The organism is Streptomyces sp. NPDC050548 (assembly GCF_044457385.1).
Lineage (GTDB): Bacteria > Actinomycetota > Actinomycetes > Streptomycetales > Streptomycetaceae > Streptomyces.
Genome location: NZ_JBITGV010000017.1, coordinates 25,645 through 42,924 on the forward strand (window position 1 = coordinate 25,645; position 17,280 = coordinate 42,924).

The window sequence follows — 17,280 nt, forward strand, 5'->3', positions numbered from 1 at the left end:
GGCACAGCCTCACATACGAGGAGGGTCCCCGGGCGGAATGCCCCGGGGACCCTCGACGAGCGGACCGGCGGGTCCTAGCGCTCGACCTCGCCCTTGATGAACTTCTCGACGTTGGCGTAGGCCTCGTCGTCGAAGTACTGGACCGGCGGGGACTTCATGAAGTAGCTCGACGCCGAGAGGATCGGGCCGCCGATGCCGCGGTCCTTGGCGATCTTCGCGGCGCGCAGGGCGTCGATGATGACACCCGCGGAGTTCGGGGAGTCCCAGACCTCCAGCTTGTACTCCAGGTTCAGCGGGACGTCACCGAAGGCACGGCCTTCGAGGCGGACGTAGGCCCACTTGCGGTCGTCGAGCCACTGGACGTAGTCCGACGGGCCGATGTGGACGTTCTTCTCGCCCAGGTCGCGGTCCGGGATCTGCGAGGTGACGGCCTGCGTCTTCGAGATCTTCTTGGACTCCAGGCGGTCGCGCTCCAGCATGTTCTTGAAGTCCATGTTGCCGCCGACGTTGAGCTGCATCGTGCGCTCAAGGCGGACACCGCGGTCCTCGAACAGCTTCGCCATCACGCGGTGCGTGATGGTGGCGCCGACCTGCGACTTGATGTCGTCGCCGACGATCGGGACACCCGCCTCGGTGAACTTGTCCGCCCACTCCTTGGTGCCCGCGATGAAGACCGGGAGGGCGTTGACGAAGGCGACCTTGGCGTCGATGGCGCACTGGGCGTAGAACTTCGCCGCGTCCTCGGAGCCGACGGGCAGGTAGCAGATGAGGACGTCGACCTGCTTGTCCTTGAGAACCTGGACCACGTCGACCGGGGTCTCGGCGGACTCCTCGATCGTCATGCGGTAGTACTTGCCCAGGCCGTCGAGAGTGTGGCCGCGCTGGACCGTGACGCCCTTGTTCGGGACGTCGCAGATCTTGATGGTGTTGTTCTCGCTGGCACCGATGGCGTCGGAGAGGTCGAGGCCGACCTTCTTCGCGTCGACGTCGAACGCGGCGACGAACTCGACGTCACCGACGTGGTAGTCGCCGAACTGGACGTGCATCAGACCCGGGACCTTGGCCGCCGGATCGGCGTCCTTGTAGTACTCGACGCCCTGTACCAGTGAGGCGGCGCAGTTGCCCACGCCGACGATGGCTACGCGAACCGAACCCATTCCGGTTGCTCCCTGTGTGTGCGAGGTGAGGCCCTGACTGGGCCTCATGTGGTGGTGTCATCGGACGGATCCGGCCCGGGGGTGGCACCCCCGAGCCGGGGCAGGCCGCCCGACTCCCCAGATGTGCTGTCCTGCTGAGCGGTGCCGTCCGGAACGGGACCCTTCAGGTCACGTCCGGCCCGCTCACTCTCGATGAGCTCGTTCAGCCAGCGCACTTCGCGCTCCACGGACTCCATTCCGTGGCGCTGGAGCTCAAGGGTGTAGTCGTCGAGGCGCTCCCGGGTCCGCGCCAGGGAGGAACGCATCTTCTCCAGACGCTCCTCCAGCCGGCTGCGGCGACCCTCCAGTACGCGCATGCGTACGTCGCGTGACGTCTGCCCGAAGAAGGCGAAACGAGCGGCGAAATGTTCGTCCTCGTACGCGTCGGGCCCCGTCTGCGAGAGCAGCTCCTCGAAGTGCTCCTTACCTTCCGCCGTCAACCGGTAGACGATCTTGGCGCGACGCCCCGCGAGTGTGGCCGTGAGGGCGTCCTCAGGAGTGTTCCCCGCCTCCTCGATCAACCAGCCGTTGGCGACCAGCGTCTTGAGGCAGGGATAGAGCGTTCCGTAGCTGAACGCACGGAACACACCCAGTGATGTGTTGAGTCGTTTCCGCAGCTCATAGCCGTGCATCGGGGATTCACGGAGCAGGCCGAGGATGGCGAACTCAAGGATGCCGGAGCGCCGGCTCATCGTCGCCTCCTCTCTGTCCGCGGTCCGACCGTGACGGCCTTTATGCCGAGCTGATGTATCGACTCGATACATCCAGACGATAGAACGGCCTTCCGGATGCGACAAGTGGGGAGATGGTGAGCGGCGTCACATCACTGATTCGTTGGAAGCAAGTTGCCTGATTTGGGGTGAACTTCGGGGCTAAGCAGGTTTTGACGGTGCGTAGTCTGTGCGGCATGCACACCACCGGGAACCAAGTGACGCGTGGGGGCGTCACCGTCCCCGGTGCGGTACGGATGAATGCAGAACCGACCACATCCGTACTTCGGGGGGACCGGAAACCAGCCGCCGTTTCCAGGCGCGCACGGGTGCGCCTGCCCGAGGAGTAATCGTTCGATGAGCGAGCACCGTCGCAAACCGCCGCAGCCGCAGGGAGGCGGACGTGCCGCGGACCGACGCGGCCAGTCCGGACCGACCTCCGGCCGCCGCGCGGCACCGCGAGGCGCCACCACCGGGTCTCCATCCGATTCCTATGGGTCGAACCCCGCCGGTGCGGGGGGTGACGACCGCCAGTACGGCAGCCGTGCCGAAGCCCGTCGGGCCACGCAGAGAGGCGGCGGCCGTCGTAGAGGGGCCGAGCCGGCAGGCCGCGGTCCAGGTGACCCGAACGGGCCCGGCCGGGGCAGAGGACGCGCTCCCGCGCCCGGCAAGAAGAGGTTCATCGACTATCCGCGCTTCGACAAGTACGGATGGCGCCGCTGGATGCCCTCCTGGCGGCTTGTCTCCGGCCTGTGCCTGCTGTTCTTCGGCAGCATCGTGGCCGCGGTCGGTGTCGGCTATGCCATGGTCAGCATCCCCAGCGAGAACACCGCGGCCAAGTCGCAGAACAACGTCTACTACTGGGCCAACGGCGACCAGATGGTCGCCACGGGCACCGGGGCGAACCGACAGAACATCACCATCGACCAGATCCCCAAGGCCATGCAGTGGTCGGTGATCTCGGCCGAGAACAAGAGCTTCTACACGGACTCGGGCGTCGACCCCATGGGTATCGCCCGGGCCCTGGTCAACATGGCCCGGGGCGGTGAGACGCAGGGTGGTTCGACGATCACCCAGCAGTTCGTCAAGAACACCTACCTGAGCCAGGAACAGACGGTCAGCCGTAAGTTCAAGGAGATGTTCATCTCCATCAAGGTGGGGACGTCGCTCAGCAAGGAGCAGGTCCTCCAGGGCTACCTGAACACCTCGTACTACGGCCGCGGCGCCTACGGCATACAGGCCGCCGCGCAGACCTACTACGGTGTGGACGCGGTCAAGCTGACGCCCAGTCAGTGCGCCTTCCTGGCCGCCCTGTTGAAGGGTCCGACGTACTACGACCCGATCGGCGCCACGAACATCGACTCCGCGGCCACTCCCGGCGCCAACCGCAAGCGCTCCGAGGCCCGCTGGAGCTGGATCCTTGAGCAGATGCACGACGACAAGCGCATCACGGACGCCGAGTACCAGACGGCCATCAAGAAGTACCCCACGCCCCAGGGCCTGAAGGCGACCAAGGGCATGACCGGCCAGATCAGCTACCTGGTAGACACGGCCAAGAAGTACGTCTTGAGCCACTCGAACATCTCGCAGACCGAGTTCGACAAGGGCGGCTTCCAGATCTACACGACCTTCCAGAAGGACAAGGTCAACGAACTGAGCGCGGCCGTGCAGAAGATCCAGAAGGAGCGCATCGACCCGAAGAAGCGCAGTCTGGACAAATACGTTCAGTTCGGCGCGGCGTCGGTGGTGCCCAAGGACGGAGCGATCGTCGCCCTCTACGGCGGTGACGGTTACGAGAACGGCCACTTCACCAACAACGCCGACACCTCGGGTGTCCCCGTCGGTTCGACCTGGAAGCCGTTCGTGCTCGCCGCGGCCATGGAGTACGGCACGTACAAGACCGACGGCGTCGGTATCTCGCCGCTCAGCAAGTACAACGGCGACGACCACCTCAAGGTCGAAAACCAGGACGGTTCGTACGTCCTGAACAAGGACGGCTCGACGTTCTACCAGAACAACGAGAGCAACTATCCCTGGGGCTACATCACGCTCCGCAAGGCGATGGAACAGTCCATCAACACGCCGTACGTGCAGCTGGGTATGGATGTCGGGATGACGAAGGTGAAGTCCGTCGCGAAGTCGGCGGGCATCCTGGACGCCAGTATGGCGAAGGACCTCAACGCGTCCTTCGCGATCGGTACGTCGACGCCCAGCGCGATCCGGATGGCCGACGCCTACGCGACGTTCGCCGCCTCGGGCAAGCAGGCGGACCCGTACTCGGTGACGGCCGTCAAGCAGGGCGGACAGCCGGTGGACGGCTTCACCAAGCCGGCGGTCAAGCAGGCGATGCCGGAGAACGTGGCGAACAACGTCACGGACACCCTGGAGAACGTCATCCAGAACGGTACGGCCAAGAACGCCAAGGCTCTGGGCCGTACGGCGGCCGGCAAGACCGGTACGACCGACAGCAACAAGTCGGCCTGGTTCGTCGGCTACACCCAGCAGCTCTCAACGTCGATCGCGATGTTCAGGGAGAACCCCAAGGACGCCGAACTGCTCTCCATGAACGGTACGGCGGGCGTGCCGTCCATCCACGGTGGTGACATTCCGACATCGGTGTGGACCGAGTACATGGAGGCCGCGCTCAAGGGCAAGTCCGACCTGGGCTTCCCGGACGCCACCAAGATCGACAAGGTCCAGAACGAGGACGGCGCACCGTCTCCCTCTCCGACGCCCGTGGTGACGCCGAGCGAGACGCCCACCGAGACGCCGAGCGAGACGCCCAGTGAGACGCCGAGTTCGACGCCGTCGGCGACGGAGTCCTGCCGGTTCAGCTGGCAGTGCAGTGACAACGGCGGCACCGACGGAGGGACGACGTCCACGCCGACGGACACGGCCACTGCGACGGAGTCCAGCGGCACCAGTAATGGCAACGGCAACGGCAATGGGGGCATCTTCGGAGGCTCAACCGGTTAGCCGCCATACCGTCTGTGTTGGGTGTTTCACGTGAAACACCCAACACGGGGTGTTTCACGTGAAACAGGGGCCGTCGCATCCACCGGGTTGCGGCGGCCCTCGGCGTACTCCTAGGTGTGTACGGCAGGATGTGCCCCATGCCCAGTGCAGAACTGACGCCCACGAGCGTGCACGAGCCGGATCCGGTGAAGCCGACCAAGGTCGACCAGGTCGCCGCCGCCGGTAGCGAACTGATCGGTGGCCCCATCGGCCGGCGCGCCCTTCTCGGGGCCTCCTGGTGGACTCCCGTACGGGTTGTCGCGCTGGTGGCGATCGGTATGTTCGCCCTCGGCCTGGTCCAGAAGGCGCCCTGCTACAACAGCGGTTGGTTCTTCGGCGCGAGTTCGCAGTACACGCACGCGTGCTACTCGGACATCCCGCACCTCTACCAGGGGCGCGGCTTCGCCGACGGGCTCGTCCCGTACTTCGACAAGCTCCCCGGCGACATGCAGTACCTCGAATACCCGGTGCTGACCGGTGTGTTCATGGAGGTGGCCGCCTGGCTCACACCCGGCAGCGGCAGCATCCAGCACCAGGAACAGTGGTACTGGATGGTCAACGCCGGGATGCTGATGGTGTGCGCGGCCGTCATCGTCGTATGCGTCAGCCGCACGCACACCCGCCGCCCCTGGGACGGACTGCTGGTCGCCCTGGCGCCCGCCTTCGCGCTGACCGCCACCATCAACTGGGACCTGCTGGCGGTCGCTCTGACGGCCTCCGCGATGCTGATGTGGTCCCGGGGCCGTTCCCTCGCTTTCGGCGTCCTGCTGGGCCTTGCCACGGCCGCCAAGCTGTATCCCGTGTTTCTCCTCGGCCCGTTGTTCCTCCTGTGCTGGCGAGCGGGCAAGTGGCGGGACTTCGGGAGGGCGTTCGGCGGAACCGTCATCGCCTGGCTGGCGGTGAACCTGCCGGTGATGATCTTCGCCTTCGACGGCTGGTCGAAGTTCTATACGTTCAGCCAGGAACGCGGCGTCGACTTCGGGTCCTTCTGGCTGATCATGGCCCAGAAGTCCACCGACCCCCTCAGCACCGACACCGTCAACACGCTCGCCACGTTGCTGATGCTGCTGTGTTGCGGAGGCATCGCGGCGCTCACGATGACCGCTCCTCGCCGGCCACGCTTCGCGCAGCTGGCCTTCCTGATCGTCGCGGCGTTCATCGTGACCAACAAGGTCTACTCGCCGCAGTACGTGCTGTGGCTGGTCCCCCTGGCCGTGCTGGCCCGGCCGAAGTGGCGGGACTTCCTGATCTGGCAGGCGTGCGAGGTGGCGTACTTCCTGGGGATCTGGATGTACCTCGCGTACACGACCAGCGGAGACGCCCACAAGGGCCTGCCGACCGAGGGCTACCAGTTGGTCATCGGCCTGCACATCCTGGGCACGCTCTACCTGTGCGCCGTGATCGTGCGCGACATCCTCATGCCGGAGCGGGACGTGGTGCGCCTGGCGGGCGACGACGACCCCTCGGGCGGGGTGCTCGACCGGGCGGAGGACGTGTTCGTGTTCGGGGCCGCGGCCCGTCCCGGACGGCACGCGGCGCCCTTCGACGGACCGCAGGTGGAATGGGGCGGCGACAGGATGACCGACCGTTCGCTCTGAGCGAACAGGGCCTGGCCAGGGCACGGGAAAGGCCGTACACGGGAGGTCCCGTGTACGGCCTTTCTGCTGTTCAGGAGAGGTTCAGCGATCGACGATGCGGTCGAACTGGGTTGTGGTGTGCCGGAGATGGGCCACCAGCTCCTCGCCGACCTTCGGCTCGGCCGCTTCCGAGGGTACGAACAGGATCGAGACCTGCATGTGCGGGGGCTCGGCGAACCAGCGCTGCTTGCCGTCCCAGACGAACGGAGAAAGGTTCCGGTTCACCGTGGCCAGGCCGGCGCGCGCGACGCCCTTGGCGCGCGGCATGACGCCGTGCAGCGCCTTGGGGGCCTCCAGGCCCACCCCGTGCGACGTACCGCCCGCAACGACCACCAGATAGCCGTCCGAGGCCGCCTTCTGCTGCCGGTAGCCGAAGCGGTCCCCCTTGGAGACCCGGGTGACGTCCAGGACCGCCCCGCGGTACTCGGTGGCCTCGTGGTCCCCCAGCCACAGCCTGGTGCCGATGCGGGCGCGGAAGCGGGTCTGCGGGAACTGCTGCTGCAGCCGGGCGAGTTCCTCGGCCTTGAGGTGGCTGACGAACATCGTGTGCAGCGGCAGCCGCGCGGCGCGCAGCCGGTCCATCCAGCCGATGACCTCCTCGACGGCGTCCGAGCCGTCGGTGCGGTCCAGCGGGAGGTGGATGGCGAAGCCCTCCAGGCGGACGTTCTCTATGGCCGAGTGCAGCTGCGGCAGTTCCTGCTCGCTGACGCCGTGCCGCTTCATCGAGGACATCACCTCGATCACCACACGGGCGCCCACGAGGCCGTACACACCGTCGATGGAGGACACCGAGCGGATCACCCGGTCCGGCAGCGGAACGGGCTCCTCGCCGCGGCGGTACGGCGTCAGTACCAGCAGGTCGCCCCCGAACCAGTCCTTGATCCGGGCGGCCTCGTACGTCGTGCCGACGGCGAGGACGTCCGCGCCCAGACGGGTCGCCTCCTCCGCGAGCCGCTCGTGCCCGAAGCCGTAGCCGTTGCCCTTGCAGACCGGGACGAGCCCCGGGAACTGCTCGGCCACGTGCTTGTGATGCGCCCGCCAGCGCGCAGTGTCGACGTAGAGCGTGAGCGCCATGGCCGGACCTGGAACCTTTCGGGTGGCTGCGGTGTATCAGGAGTATGAGAGCTGTCGACGCTATCGAAGCGAGGACCGTCGGGTCAGCGGCGCGACATGTAGATGTCGAGCGCCTTGTGGAGCAGCTTGTTCAGCGGGAAGTCCCACTCGCCGAGGTATTCGGCGGCCTGCCCGCCGGTGCCCACCTTGAACTGGATCAGACCGAAGAGGTGGTCGGTCTCGTCCAGCGAGTCGGAGATGCCGCGCAGGTCGTACACGGTGGCGCCGAGGGCGTAGGAATCACGCAGCATCCGCCACTGCATCGCGTTCGAGGGCCGGACCTCACGCCCGATGTTGTCGGAGGCGCCGTAGGAGTACCAGACGTGTCCGCCGACCACGAGCATCGTCGCCGCCGACAGGTTCACCCCGTTGTGGCGGGCGAAGTACAGCCGCATCCGGTTGGGGTCCTCGGTGTTGAGGGCCGTCCACATGCGCTGGAAGTACGACAGCGGGCGGGGCCGGAAGTGGTCGCGCACGGCAGTGATCTCGTACAGCCGCTGCCATTCCTCAAGGTCGTGGTAGCCGCCCTGGACGACCTCGACACCGGCCTTCTCGGCCTTCTTGATGTTGCGGCGCCACAGCTGGTTGAAGTTCTTGTGGACCTCTTCGAGCGAGCGGTTCGCCAGCGGCACCTGGTAGACGTAGCGCGGCTGGACGTCGCCGAAGCCGGCGCCACCGTCCTCGCCCTGCTGCCAGCCCATACGGCGCAGCTTGTCGGCCACCTCGAAGGCGCGCGGCTCGATGTAGTCGGCCTCGATGTCACGCAGCCGCTTCACGTCCGGGTTCTGGATGCCCGCCTTGATGGACGTGGCCTCCCAGCGCCGGATGATGACCGGCGGGCCCATCTTCACCGAGAAGGCGCCCTGCTGCTTGAGATGGGCCAGCATCGGCTGGATCCACTCGTCCAGATTCGGCGCGAACCAGTTGATGACCGGGCCCTCGGGCAGATAGGCCAAGTAGCGCTTGATCTTGGGGAGTTGCCGGTAGAGGACCAGGCCCACGCCGACCAGCTCGCCGGTCTTCTCGTCGAACCAGCCGAGGTTCTCGGAGCGCCACTCCGCCTTCACATCAGCCCATGCCGGGACCTGCATGTGGCTAGCCGACGGCAGGCTCTGGATGAATGCCAGATGCTGCTCTCGGCTGATGGTCCTCAGGGTCAGGCTCATTCGGGGCGCTCCTCGGGCTGGTGTGTCCCCATGGGTACAGGGGCTCCGGCTCTCGCGCCGAAGCCTACTGCGCCTTGCGAGCGCCCCGACTGGGCGTATGCAACCTTCGCCTCGGCCTGTGGGTCGCCGAGGCGTTCCGTGGTGTTTTACGCGGTGTTCGGACGGTGGTGCCGCAGTGTCAGCTGATGACGCCGCCGAACAGGCCGCCGTGTGCCATGCCGAGGAAGAACCCGACACCCGCGGCACCGAGACCCAGGATCAGACCGAAGCGTTCCCTCGTGGTCTCCGAGATCCACTGTCCGTACGCGCCGGTGAGGATCCCCACCAGTCCGGTCCATGAGCTGAGCAGATGCAGGTTGTGGAAGAAGCCCGTGACGAACGCGGTCAGCCCGAGCACCACGGTCACCGCGAGCAGCGTGTCCTGGAGCGGATGGGGCTTGCCGTCCGTCGCGAAAAGGGAACCGGCGGTGTTGGGTCGCAATGCCTGTGCCATGTGGCACCTCCTGCGGAAGGCGGCGCGTCGTCGCGCCGGACACACCCGATGTGTACAGATTGACGCTCTCCGCCACCGGATTTCAACCGGAAGCCGGTGTGCGGGTACTCTGTATCCTCTGCACTGGTGTCTGCCCACGTCGTCACGGATCGGAATCCCCGCAAGGGGCACCCGATGTCAGTGGCGGCTGTTTTACTGGCACACACTGTTGCTTACGCATCACAACCCTCCTGCCACGGATCGACCGTGGCCGCTGAGTCCAAAGGAGGTGGGTTCCACATGCGTCACTACGAGGTGATGGTCATCCTCGACCCCGATCTGGAGGAGCGCGCTGTCTCCCCCCTGATCGAGAACTTCCTCTCCGTCGTCCGTGAGGGCAACGGAAAGGTCGAGAAGGTCGACACCTGGGGCCGTCGTCGTCTCTCGTACGAGATCAAGAAGAAGCCCGAGGGCATCTACTCGGTCATCGACCTGCAGGCCGAGCCTGCGGTCGTCAAGGAGCTCGACCGCCAGATGAACCTGAACGAGTCGGTCCTCCGGACCAAGGTCCTCCGCCCCGAGACCCACTGAGCATCTAGCTCAGCTGATCTCGGGATTCGAGTAGCAGCACCAAGCAGCCAGCAGCAAACCCGCCGAGAGGTTCCCCCATGGCAGGCGAGACCGTCATCACGGTCGTCGGCAATCTTGTCGACGACCCCGAGCTGCGCTTCACCCCTTCCGGTGCGGCGGTCGCGAAGTTCCGTGTCGCGTCCACTCCCCGCACCTTCGACCGTCAGACGAACGAGTGGAAGGACGGCGAAAGCCTCTTCCTCACCTGCTCGGTCTGGCGGCAGGCGGCGGAGAACGTCGCCGAATCGCTCCAGCGAGGCATGCGCGTCATCGTGCAGGGCCGGCTGAAGCAGCGGTCCTACGAGGACCGTGAGGGCGTCAAGCGCACGGTCTACGAACTGGACGTCGAAGAAGTCGGCGCCAGCCTGCGCAGTGCCACGGCCAAGGTCACCAAGACCGCCGGTGGCGCTCGCGGTGGTCAGGGCGGCGGCTTCGGCGGCGGCGGTGGTGGCGGCCAGGGTGGTGGCGGCTGGGGTGGAAACTCCGGCGGCGGTCAGCCGGCCGGCGGCGCTCCCGCCGACGACCCGTGGGCAACCGGCGCTCCCGCCGGTGGCAGCCAGGGCGGTGGCGGCTGGGGTGGAAACTCCGGCGGCGGTGCCGGCGGTGGCGGCGGCTACTCGGACGAACCCCCCTTCTAGGCCTTCGGGCCGAGGGTGGGTCGTACCCACACTTCTTGATCACACAGGAGATACACCATGGCGAAGCCGCCTGTGCGCAAGCCGAAGAAGAAGGTCTGCGCATTCTGCAAGGACAAGGTCCAGTACGTGGACTACAAGGACACGAACATGCTGCGGAAGTTCATTTCCGACCGCGGCAAGATCCGTGCCCGCCGCGTGACCGGCAACTGCACGCAGCACCAGCGTGACGTCGCCACGGCCGTGAAGAACAGCCGTGAGATGGCGCTGCTGCCCTACACCTCCACCGCGCGATAAGGGAAGGGTGACCGACCAATGAAGATCATCCTCACCCACGAGGTCTCCGGCCTCGGTGCCGCGGGCGACGTCGTCGACGTCAAGGACGGTTACGCTCGCAACTACCTGATCCCGCGGAAGTTCGCTATCCGCTGGACCAAGGGTGGCGAGAAGGACGTCGAGCAGATCCGTCGTGCTCGCAAGATCCACGAGATCCAGACCATCGAGCAGGCCAACTCTGTGAAGGCCCAGCTCGAAGGCGTCAAGGTTCGTCTGGCCGTCCGCTCCGGCGACGCCGGTCGTCTCTTCGGTTCCGTCACTCCGGCCGACATCGCTTCGGCGATCAAGGCTTCCGGTGGTCCCGAGGTCGACAAGCGTCGTATCGAGCTGTCTGCCCCGATCAAGACGCTGGGCGCCCACGAGACGTCCGTGCGTCTGCACCCCGAGGTTGCCGCCAAGGTCAACATCGAGGTCATCGCGGCCTGACCGCTGCGTTCGGCATAGCTGAGAGAGGGGCCGCACCCATTGGGGTGCGGCCCCTCTGCTGTGTTCAAGGCGGTGCTACGGCGCGCATGTTTCACGTGAAACGTGGCAGCGCGCGGTGTTTCACGTGAAACGGTCAGCGGGTCGCGCCCGTGACGACCCAGCGGCCCGAGCGGGTGCGCAGCAGAAGCGTCAGCATGCGCACCGTCATCATCAGGGTCATCGCTCCCCAGAGAGCGGTCAGTCCGGCGCCGAAGACCGGTACGAGCAGAGCCACCGGGGCGAAGACCGCCAGGGTCACCAACATCGCTCCTGCGAGATACGGCCCGTCTCCCGCACCCATCAGCACCCCGTCCAGGACGAAGACGACACCGCAGATGGGCTGTGAGAGCGCCACCATGATCAGGGCGGGCAGAGCGGTGTCCTTGACCGTGGAGTCGCTGGTGAACAAGGGGAGGAACAGCGGCCGGGACACGATCACCAGGAGACCGAGCACCACTCCGACGGCGATGCCCCACTGCACCATGCGGCGGCAGGCGGCTCGGGCGCCTTGTGGATCGTCCGCACCGAGGTAGCGGCCGATGATGGCCTGTCCCGCGATGGCGATGGCGTCTAGTGCCATGGCCAGGAGAGACCACAGGGACAGGATGATCTGGTGGGCGGCGATGTCGGCATCCCCGAGGCGGGCGGCGACCGCCGTCGCGATCAGGAGGATCGCTCTCAGGGAGAGCGTGCGTACCAGGAGAGGTGCGCCCGCCTGCGCCGAGGCTCGGATTCCTGTTGCGTCGGGGCGGAGCGAGGCACCATGCCGGCGAGCCCCTCGGACGACCACGACGAGATAGACGGCAGCCATCCCCCATTGGGCGATGACGGTGCCCCAGGCGGAGCCGGCGATGCCGAGGTCGGCGCCGTAGACGAGCCCCAGGTTGAGGACGCCGTTGGCGACGAAGCCGGTGATGGCGACGTAGAGCGGTGTCTTTGTGTTCTGCAGTCCACGGAGGACTCCGGTGGCGGCGAGTACGACCAGCATGGCCGGGATGCCGAGGGATGAGATCCGCAGATAGGTCGTCGCGTAGGGGGCTGCCGTGTCCGAGGCGCCGAAGAGGTCGACGAGGGCGGGTGCCGAAGGGAGGACGACGGCGATGACGGTGGCGCCTATCAGAAGGGCGAGCCAGATGCCGTCCATGCCCTGGCGGATGGCCGCCTGGAGATCACCCGCGCCGACCCGTCGGGCGACGGCCGCCGTGGTGGCGTAGGCGAGGAAGACGAAGACGCTCACAGCTGTCGTCAGGAGGGCGGAGGCCACGCCGAGTCCGGCGAGTTGTGCTGTGCCGAGATGGCCCACGATCGCGCTGTCGGCCATGACGAAAAGGGGCTCGGCGACGAGTGCGCCGAAGGCCGGGACGGCCAGCACGACGATCTCGCGGTCGTGCCGGCGTCGGGTGGCCGTGGTGGTCGCGGGAGCCTGTGTCATGAGCACTAATCTAATCGTCCACAGGTAAGAGATGCAATTGCTATGTGACCCTTACCTCTCGTCTCGCCTCGTGTCCTCTCGCGCACTGTTCGAAGCGATCTTGGTCCGACTGGAGAAGTTTTTCTTCTGCACAGCCGGTGGACGGGGAAAGGGCAGGTCAGATGGGTCTTTCTCGGAGTGGAGCCGTCTTGTTCACAGGGCTGTCCACCGGGTCGTGCACAGGTTTTGGCGGGTTCTCCACAGCATCCGGGCCGTCGTCCACATGGCCTGTGGATAACCAGATTGGCTGACGGTGCCCGCGGGCCTACGGTGGACCGGCGCCCGCTCCGTCCGTCGGCCTGAAAACCATCACAAAACCGACGCGCCCGTACCGGAGTTGGGCGTCTCATTTGTCAGTGCCGTGCCGTAGAAATGAGGGGCACGGCGAGGTCCGCTCGGCGGACGGGAGGAGGTGGCTCGGTTGAGTATTTCCGAGCCCTTGGACGACCCGTGGGCCGAGAGCGGTCCAAGTGATCGTCTGCCCGCTTCCCGACGGCGCGGAGACGGAGGCCGGGGTCGCGACGAACAGCACGACCGCGGCCGGGAAGGCGGCGAGTGGGAGGGCGCGGGCTCGGCCTTCGAACGCGTACCGCCGCAGGACCTCGATGCCGAGCAGTCCGTACTCGGCGGCATGCTCCTGTCCAAGGACGCCATCGCCGACGTCGTCGAGGTCCTCAAAGGCCACGACTTCTACAAGCCCGCGCACGAGACGATCTATCAGGCGATCCTCGACGTCTACGCCAAGGGCGAGCCGGCCGACCCGATCACCATCGCCGCCGAACTCACCAAGCGCGGCGAGATCAACAAGGTCGGCGGCGCATCGTATCTGCACACACTCGTCCAGACCGTGCCGACCGCGGCGAACGCGGAGTACTACGCGGAGATCGTCCACGAACGTGCCGTCCTGCGCCGCCTGGTCGAGGCCGGTACGCGCATCACGCAGATGGGATACGCGGCCGACGACGACGTCGACGAGATCGTCAACCGGGCCCAGGCCGAGATCTACGCCGTCACCGAGCAGCGGACCAGCGAGGACTACCTCCCGCTCGGCGACATCATGGAGGGCGCGCTAGACGAGATCGAGGCGATCGGCTCACGCAGCGGCGAGATGACGGGTGTGCCCACCGGGTTCACGGACCTCGACTCGCTCACCAACGGTCTGCACCCGGGTCAGATGATCGTCATCGCCGCCCGTCCCGCCATGGGCAAGTCCACCCTCGCCCTGGACTTCGCGCGTGCGGCATCGATCAAGCACAACCTGCCGAGCGTCATCTTCTCCCTCGAAATGGGGCGCAACGAGATCGCGATGCGTCTCCTGTCCGCCGAGGCCCGCGTCGCCCTGCACCACATGCGTTCCGGCACGATGACCGACGAGGACTGGACCCGGCTGGCGCGTCGGATGCCCGAGGTGTCGTCCGCACCGCTCTACATCGACGACTCCCCGAACCTGTCGATGATGGAGATCCGCGCGAAGTGCCGCCGGCTCAAGCAGCGCAGCGACATCAAGCTCGTGATCATCGACTATCTGCAGCTGATGCAGGCCGGTGGCTCCAAGCGCCAGGAAAGCCGCCAGCAGGAGGTCTCGGACATGTCCCGAAACCTCAAGCTGCTGGCGAAGGAGCTGGAGGTGCCGGTGATTGCGCTCTCGCAGCTGAACCGTGGCCCCGAGCAGCGCACGGACAAGAAGCCGATGGTGTCCGACCTGCGTGAGTCCGGCTCCATCGAGCAGGACGCCGACATGGTGATCCTGCTGCACCGCGAGGACGCCTACGAGAAGGAGTCACCGCGCGCGGGCGAGGCGGACATCATCGTGGGCAAGCACCGTAACGGCCCGACGGCGACGATCACCGTCGCCTTCCAGGGCCACTACTCGCGCTTCGTGGACATGGCGCAGACCTGACCGGGCGGCTGTATGCGGCCGACCCGGTGCCGTGTCCCGAGAAATGTGCTCGACGTACGGCCGCCCCGCCGGATGGACTGGGGGCATGACGACATCTCAGGACGACTTGCTTCCCGCTACTCGCCGGGCGCTGCTGCACCGGATCGCCGTGGCCCAGACCGAGGGACGGGCACCCTCGTTGGCCGCCGCGGTGGTGCGGGACGGGCGGGCGGTGTGGCACGGAGCGCGGACCTCGGTGGACGGGCACGGGCCGGACGAGAACGTGCAGTACCGGATCGGTTCGATCACCAAGACGTTCACCGCCGTCCTGGTACTGCGGCTGCGGGACGAAGGCGTCCTCGATCTCGGTGACCCCCTGGAGAAGCATCTGCCGGGCACCGGCGCGGGGGAGGCCACCATCGCCCAACTGCTCGCGCACACAAGCGGGTTGGCGGCCGAGTCGCCCGCGCCCTGGTGGGAACGGACACCTGGTTCCCTGCGCCCCGAACTCCGCGATGTGCTGGGCGAGCAGCCCCTGCTGCATCCGGTCGGCCGCCGGTTCCACTATTCGAACCCCGGGTACACGGTGTTGGGCGCGCTCGTCGAGGAGCTGCGTGGTGCGCCCTGGGAGGACGTACTCCGGCGGGAAGTGCTCGAACCACTGGGCCTCCATCGCACGAGTGCTCAGCCCCAGGCACCCCACGCGGGCGCCTGGGCGGTGCATCCATGGGCCGACGCACTGCTGCCGGAACCCGCCGAGGATCTCGGCCTCATGGCGCCGGCCGGTCAACTCTGGTCAACCACAGGTGACTTGGCGCGGTTCGCCGTCTTCCTGGCCAACGGCGACGACCGGGTCCTGAGCGCGGAGTCCGTGCGGGAGATGCGGACCCCCGCGGCACCGGCGGAGGCGGCCGATGTCGTGGACGGCGCCGCCTACGGTCTCGGCCTGCAGATCCAGCGGCGCGACGGCCGACTGCTCATCGGCCACTCCGGATCGCTGCCCGGTTTCCTGGCGAACCTCACCATTAGCCTGGAGGACGACGTGTCGGCTGTGGTGCTGGCCAACTGCACCTCCGGACCGTTGCTCGCATCGGTGGGCGCAGATCTCGTCCGTATCGTCGCCGAGGCCGAACCGAGGATTCCCGAGCCATGGCGCCCGATGCCCGAAGTCGATGCCTCCGTACTGGAGTTGGCCGGGCAGTGGTACTGGGGCACGCACGGTTTCGCCCTGCGGCTGACGGCAGATGGAAGGGCCTCGCTGGAGCCATTGGCGGGCAGGGGTCGCCGCTCACGCTTCCGGGCCAACGGTGACGGCACCTGGACGGGCCTGGAGGGGTACTACGCCGGAGAGCTCCTACGGCCCGTACGGCGCCCGGACGGGTCCGTCAGCCACCTGGACCTCGGATCGTTCGTCTTCACGCGTCAGCCGTACGACGAGAGCGGTTCTGTGCCGGGTGGGGTGGACCCGGAGGGGTGGCGGGGGCTCCGCTAACCGGGATGTGAGGGGAGGCGTCGTGTTTCACGTGAAACACGACGCCTCTTCTTCTTCAGAGCGGGAGCTTGAAGCCCACATGCGAGGCCGTGAAGCCGAGCCGTTCGTAGAACCGGTGGGCGTCGGTGCGGGTGGCATCGGAGGTCAGCTGGACCAACTGGCAGTCCTGGCGGCGCGATTCGGCGATCGCCCACTCGATGAGCTGTGTCCCCAGGCCGCTGCCCCGCTCGTCCGCGTGGATGCGTACGGCCTCGATGATCGAGCGTGTGGCGCCCTTGCGGGACAGTCCGGGAATGACCGTGAGCTGGAGGGTGCCGACGACACGGCCCTCGCGCACGGCGACGACCAGGTGCTGGTTCGGGTCGGCGGTCAGGCGTTCCAGCGCGCTCAGATAGGGCGTCAGGTCGTCGGGTGACTCGCGATGTGAGCCCAGGGGGTCGTCGGCGAGCATGTCGACAATGGCGGGGACGTCTTCGGTGACCGCGGCTCGTATCTCAAGATCTCCCATGGACACACCTTAGGCAGCGGTGCCCGGCGGGGGACGGGTTACACGGGCGCGTGCATCGACTCCACGACACGGACCAGCGGCGCCAGCTCGGGGTTTCCGGCCGCTGCGTCGAGGGCCTCCCGCAGGGCGGTGTCGTTCGTGGGCCGGGCCTCTTCGAGCAGGGCGAGGCCGGCCTCGGAGACGTTCGTGTAGATGCCCCGGCGGTCGGTCGGGCACAAATACCGGGCGAGCAGACCGCGGTCCTCAAGGCGGGTGACCAACCGGGTGGTGGCGCTCTGGCTGAGGACGACCGCGTCGGCGACCTGCCGCATCTGCAGATGGCCCCCGTCCCCGTCGTGCTGTCGGCTGAGGACGTCGAGCAGGGAGTACTCCCGCATGCTCAGGTCGTGCTTGGCCTGCAGGGCGCGCTCGATGTGCGCCTCGATCCTCCCGTGCAGCAGGGAGAGGGCGCACCAGCCCTGGGCAAGGGCGGTGAGTGCGGGGTCCGTCGCTGTCATTGGCGTTTCCTCCGTCCCGGAGCGGCTGAACCCAGGATAGAGCACAGGCGAAATAGTC

The 17,280-nt window shown here is 66.9% G+C and carries 16 protein-coding genes; 8 read left to right on the plus strand and 8 right to left on the minus strand.

Going from position 1 to position 17,280, the window contains the following annotated elements:
* Nucleotides 1-74: 74 nt before the first annotated feature.
* Both ACIBJH_RS36530 and ACIBJH_RS36535 read right to left on the minus strand, forming a co-directional pair.
* Nucleotides 75-1,157 carry an inositol-3-phosphate synthase gene (locus tag ACIBJH_RS36530; protein ID WP_399121254.1) on the minus strand — a complete coding sequence of 361 codons (1,083 nt, stop codon included), beginning with the start codon at nucleotides 1,155-1,157 and terminating at the stop codon, nucleotides 75-77.
* A gap of 44 nt (nucleotides 1,158-1,201) precedes the next feature.
* On the minus strand, nucleotides 1,202-1,888 hold the full coding sequence (locus tag ACIBJH_RS36535) for a PadR family transcriptional regulator (RefSeq protein WP_399121255.1): 687 nt from the start codon (nucleotides 1,886-1,888) through the stop codon (nucleotides 1,202-1,204).
* A gap of 741 nt (nucleotides 1,889-2,629) precedes the next feature.
* Here ACIBJH_RS36535 and ACIBJH_RS36540 point away from each other — a divergent pair.
* Together ACIBJH_RS36540 and ACIBJH_RS36545 are read left to right on the plus strand one after the other, a co-directional pair.
* On the plus strand, nucleotides 2,630-4,882 hold the full coding sequence (locus ACIBJH_RS36540) for a transglycosylase domain-containing protein (protein ID WP_399121256.1): 2,253 nt from the start codon (nucleotides 2,630-2,632) through the stop codon (nucleotides 4,880-4,882).
* A 137-nt stretch (nucleotides 4,883-5,019) separates the two neighbouring features.
* A complete protein-coding gene (locus ACIBJH_RS36545) occupies nucleotides 5,020-6,519 on the plus strand; it encodes a glycosyltransferase family 87 protein (protein WP_399121257.1) in 1,500 nt (499 codons plus the stop codon).
* Between the two features lie 81 nt (nucleotides 6,520-6,600).
* Here the strand turns inward: ACIBJH_RS36545 and ACIBJH_RS36550 are convergent, their stop codons facing one another.
* The 3 genes from ACIBJH_RS36550 to ACIBJH_RS36560 all read right to left on the minus strand — a co-directional run bounded on the left by ACIBJH_RS36550 (nucleotide 6,601) and on the right by ACIBJH_RS36560 (nucleotide 9,330).
* On the minus strand, nucleotides 6,601-7,632 hold the full coding sequence (locus ACIBJH_RS36550; RefSeq protein WP_019073376.1) for an alanine racemase: 1,032 nt from the start codon (nucleotides 7,630-7,632) through the stop codon (nucleotides 6,601-6,603).
* Nucleotides 7,633-7,715: 83 nt separating this feature from the next.
* A complete protein-coding gene (femX, locus tag ACIBJH_RS36555; RefSeq protein ID WP_200713266.1) occupies nucleotides 7,716-8,837 on the minus strand; it encodes a peptidoglycan bridge formation glycyltransferase FemX in 1,122 nt (373 codons plus the stop codon).
* 178 nt (nucleotides 8,838-9,015) lie between these two features.
* Nucleotides 9,016-9,330: a hypothetical protein gene (locus ACIBJH_RS36560; protein ID WP_399121258.1), complete on the minus strand. Its 315-nt coding sequence runs from the start codon at nucleotides 9,328-9,330 to the stop codon at nucleotides 9,016-9,018.
* A 279-nt stretch (nucleotides 9,331-9,609) separates the two neighbouring features.
* Here ACIBJH_RS36560 and rpsF point away from each other — a divergent pair, with 279 nt between their 5' ends.
* The 4 genes from rpsF to rplI all read left to right on the plus strand — a co-directional run bounded on the left by rpsF (nucleotide 9,610) and on the right by rplI (nucleotide 11,336).
* A complete protein-coding gene (rpsF, locus tag ACIBJH_RS36565) occupies nucleotides 9,610-9,900 on the plus strand; it encodes a 30S ribosomal protein S6 (RefSeq protein ID WP_006604399.1) in 291 nt (96 codons plus the stop codon).
* Between the two features lie 77 nt (nucleotides 9,901-9,977).
* Nucleotides 9,978-10,577: a single-stranded DNA-binding protein gene (locus ACIBJH_RS36570; RefSeq protein WP_399121259.1), complete on the plus strand. Its 600-nt coding sequence runs from the start codon at nucleotides 9,978-9,980 to the stop codon at nucleotides 10,575-10,577.
* A 57-nt stretch (nucleotides 10,578-10,634) separates the two neighbouring features.
* A complete protein-coding gene (gene rpsR / locus ACIBJH_RS36575) occupies nucleotides 10,635-10,871 on the plus strand; it encodes a 30S ribosomal protein S18 (protein WP_006381652.1) in 237 nt (78 codons plus the stop codon).
* A gap of 18 nt (nucleotides 10,872-10,889) precedes the next feature.
* On the plus strand, nucleotides 10,890-11,336 hold the full coding sequence (gene rplI / locus ACIBJH_RS36580) for a 50S ribosomal protein L9 (RefSeq protein ID WP_019073380.1): 447 nt from the start codon (nucleotides 10,890-10,892) through the stop codon (nucleotides 11,334-11,336).
* Between the two features lie 133 nt (nucleotides 11,337-11,469).
* Here the strand turns inward: rplI and ACIBJH_RS36585 are convergent, their stop codons facing one another.
* Nucleotides 11,470-12,807 (minus strand): MATE family efflux transporter, encoded by a 1,338-nt coding sequence (locus tag ACIBJH_RS36585; protein ID WP_399121260.1) that lies wholly within the window; start codon nucleotides 12,805-12,807, stop codon nucleotides 11,470-11,472.
* A gap of 460 nt (nucleotides 12,808-13,267) precedes the next feature.
* Here ACIBJH_RS36585 and dnaB point away from each other — a divergent pair, with 460 nt between their 5' ends.
* Both dnaB and ACIBJH_RS36595 read left to right on the plus strand, forming a co-directional pair.
* Complete coding sequence (gene dnaB, locus ACIBJH_RS36590) at nucleotides 13,268-14,746, plus strand: replicative DNA helicase (RefSeq protein ID WP_200713270.1); 1,479 nt, start codon at nucleotides 13,268-13,270, stop codon at nucleotides 14,744-14,746.
* 85 nt (nucleotides 14,747-14,831) lie between these two features.
* Nucleotides 14,832-16,217 (plus strand): serine hydrolase domain-containing protein, encoded by a 1,386-nt coding sequence (locus tag ACIBJH_RS36595; RefSeq protein WP_399121261.1) that lies wholly within the window; start codon nucleotides 14,832-14,834, stop codon nucleotides 16,215-16,217.
* A gap of 55 nt (nucleotides 16,218-16,272) precedes the next feature.
* Here ACIBJH_RS36595 and ACIBJH_RS36600 read toward each other — a convergent pair whose 3' ends face one another.
* Both ACIBJH_RS36600 and ACIBJH_RS36605 read right to left on the minus strand, forming a co-directional pair.
* Nucleotides 16,273-16,725 carry a GNAT family N-acetyltransferase gene (locus ACIBJH_RS36600; protein WP_399121262.1) on the minus strand — a complete coding sequence of 151 codons (453 nt, stop codon included), beginning with the start codon at nucleotides 16,723-16,725 and terminating at the stop codon, nucleotides 16,273-16,275.
* Nucleotides 16,726-16,763: 38 nt separating this feature from the next.
* Nucleotides 16,764-17,222 (minus strand): MarR family winged helix-turn-helix transcriptional regulator, encoded by a 459-nt coding sequence (locus tag ACIBJH_RS36605; RefSeq protein WP_399121263.1) that lies wholly within the window; start codon nucleotides 17,220-17,222, stop codon nucleotides 16,764-16,766.
* Nucleotides 17,223-17,280: the final 58 nt, after the last annotated feature.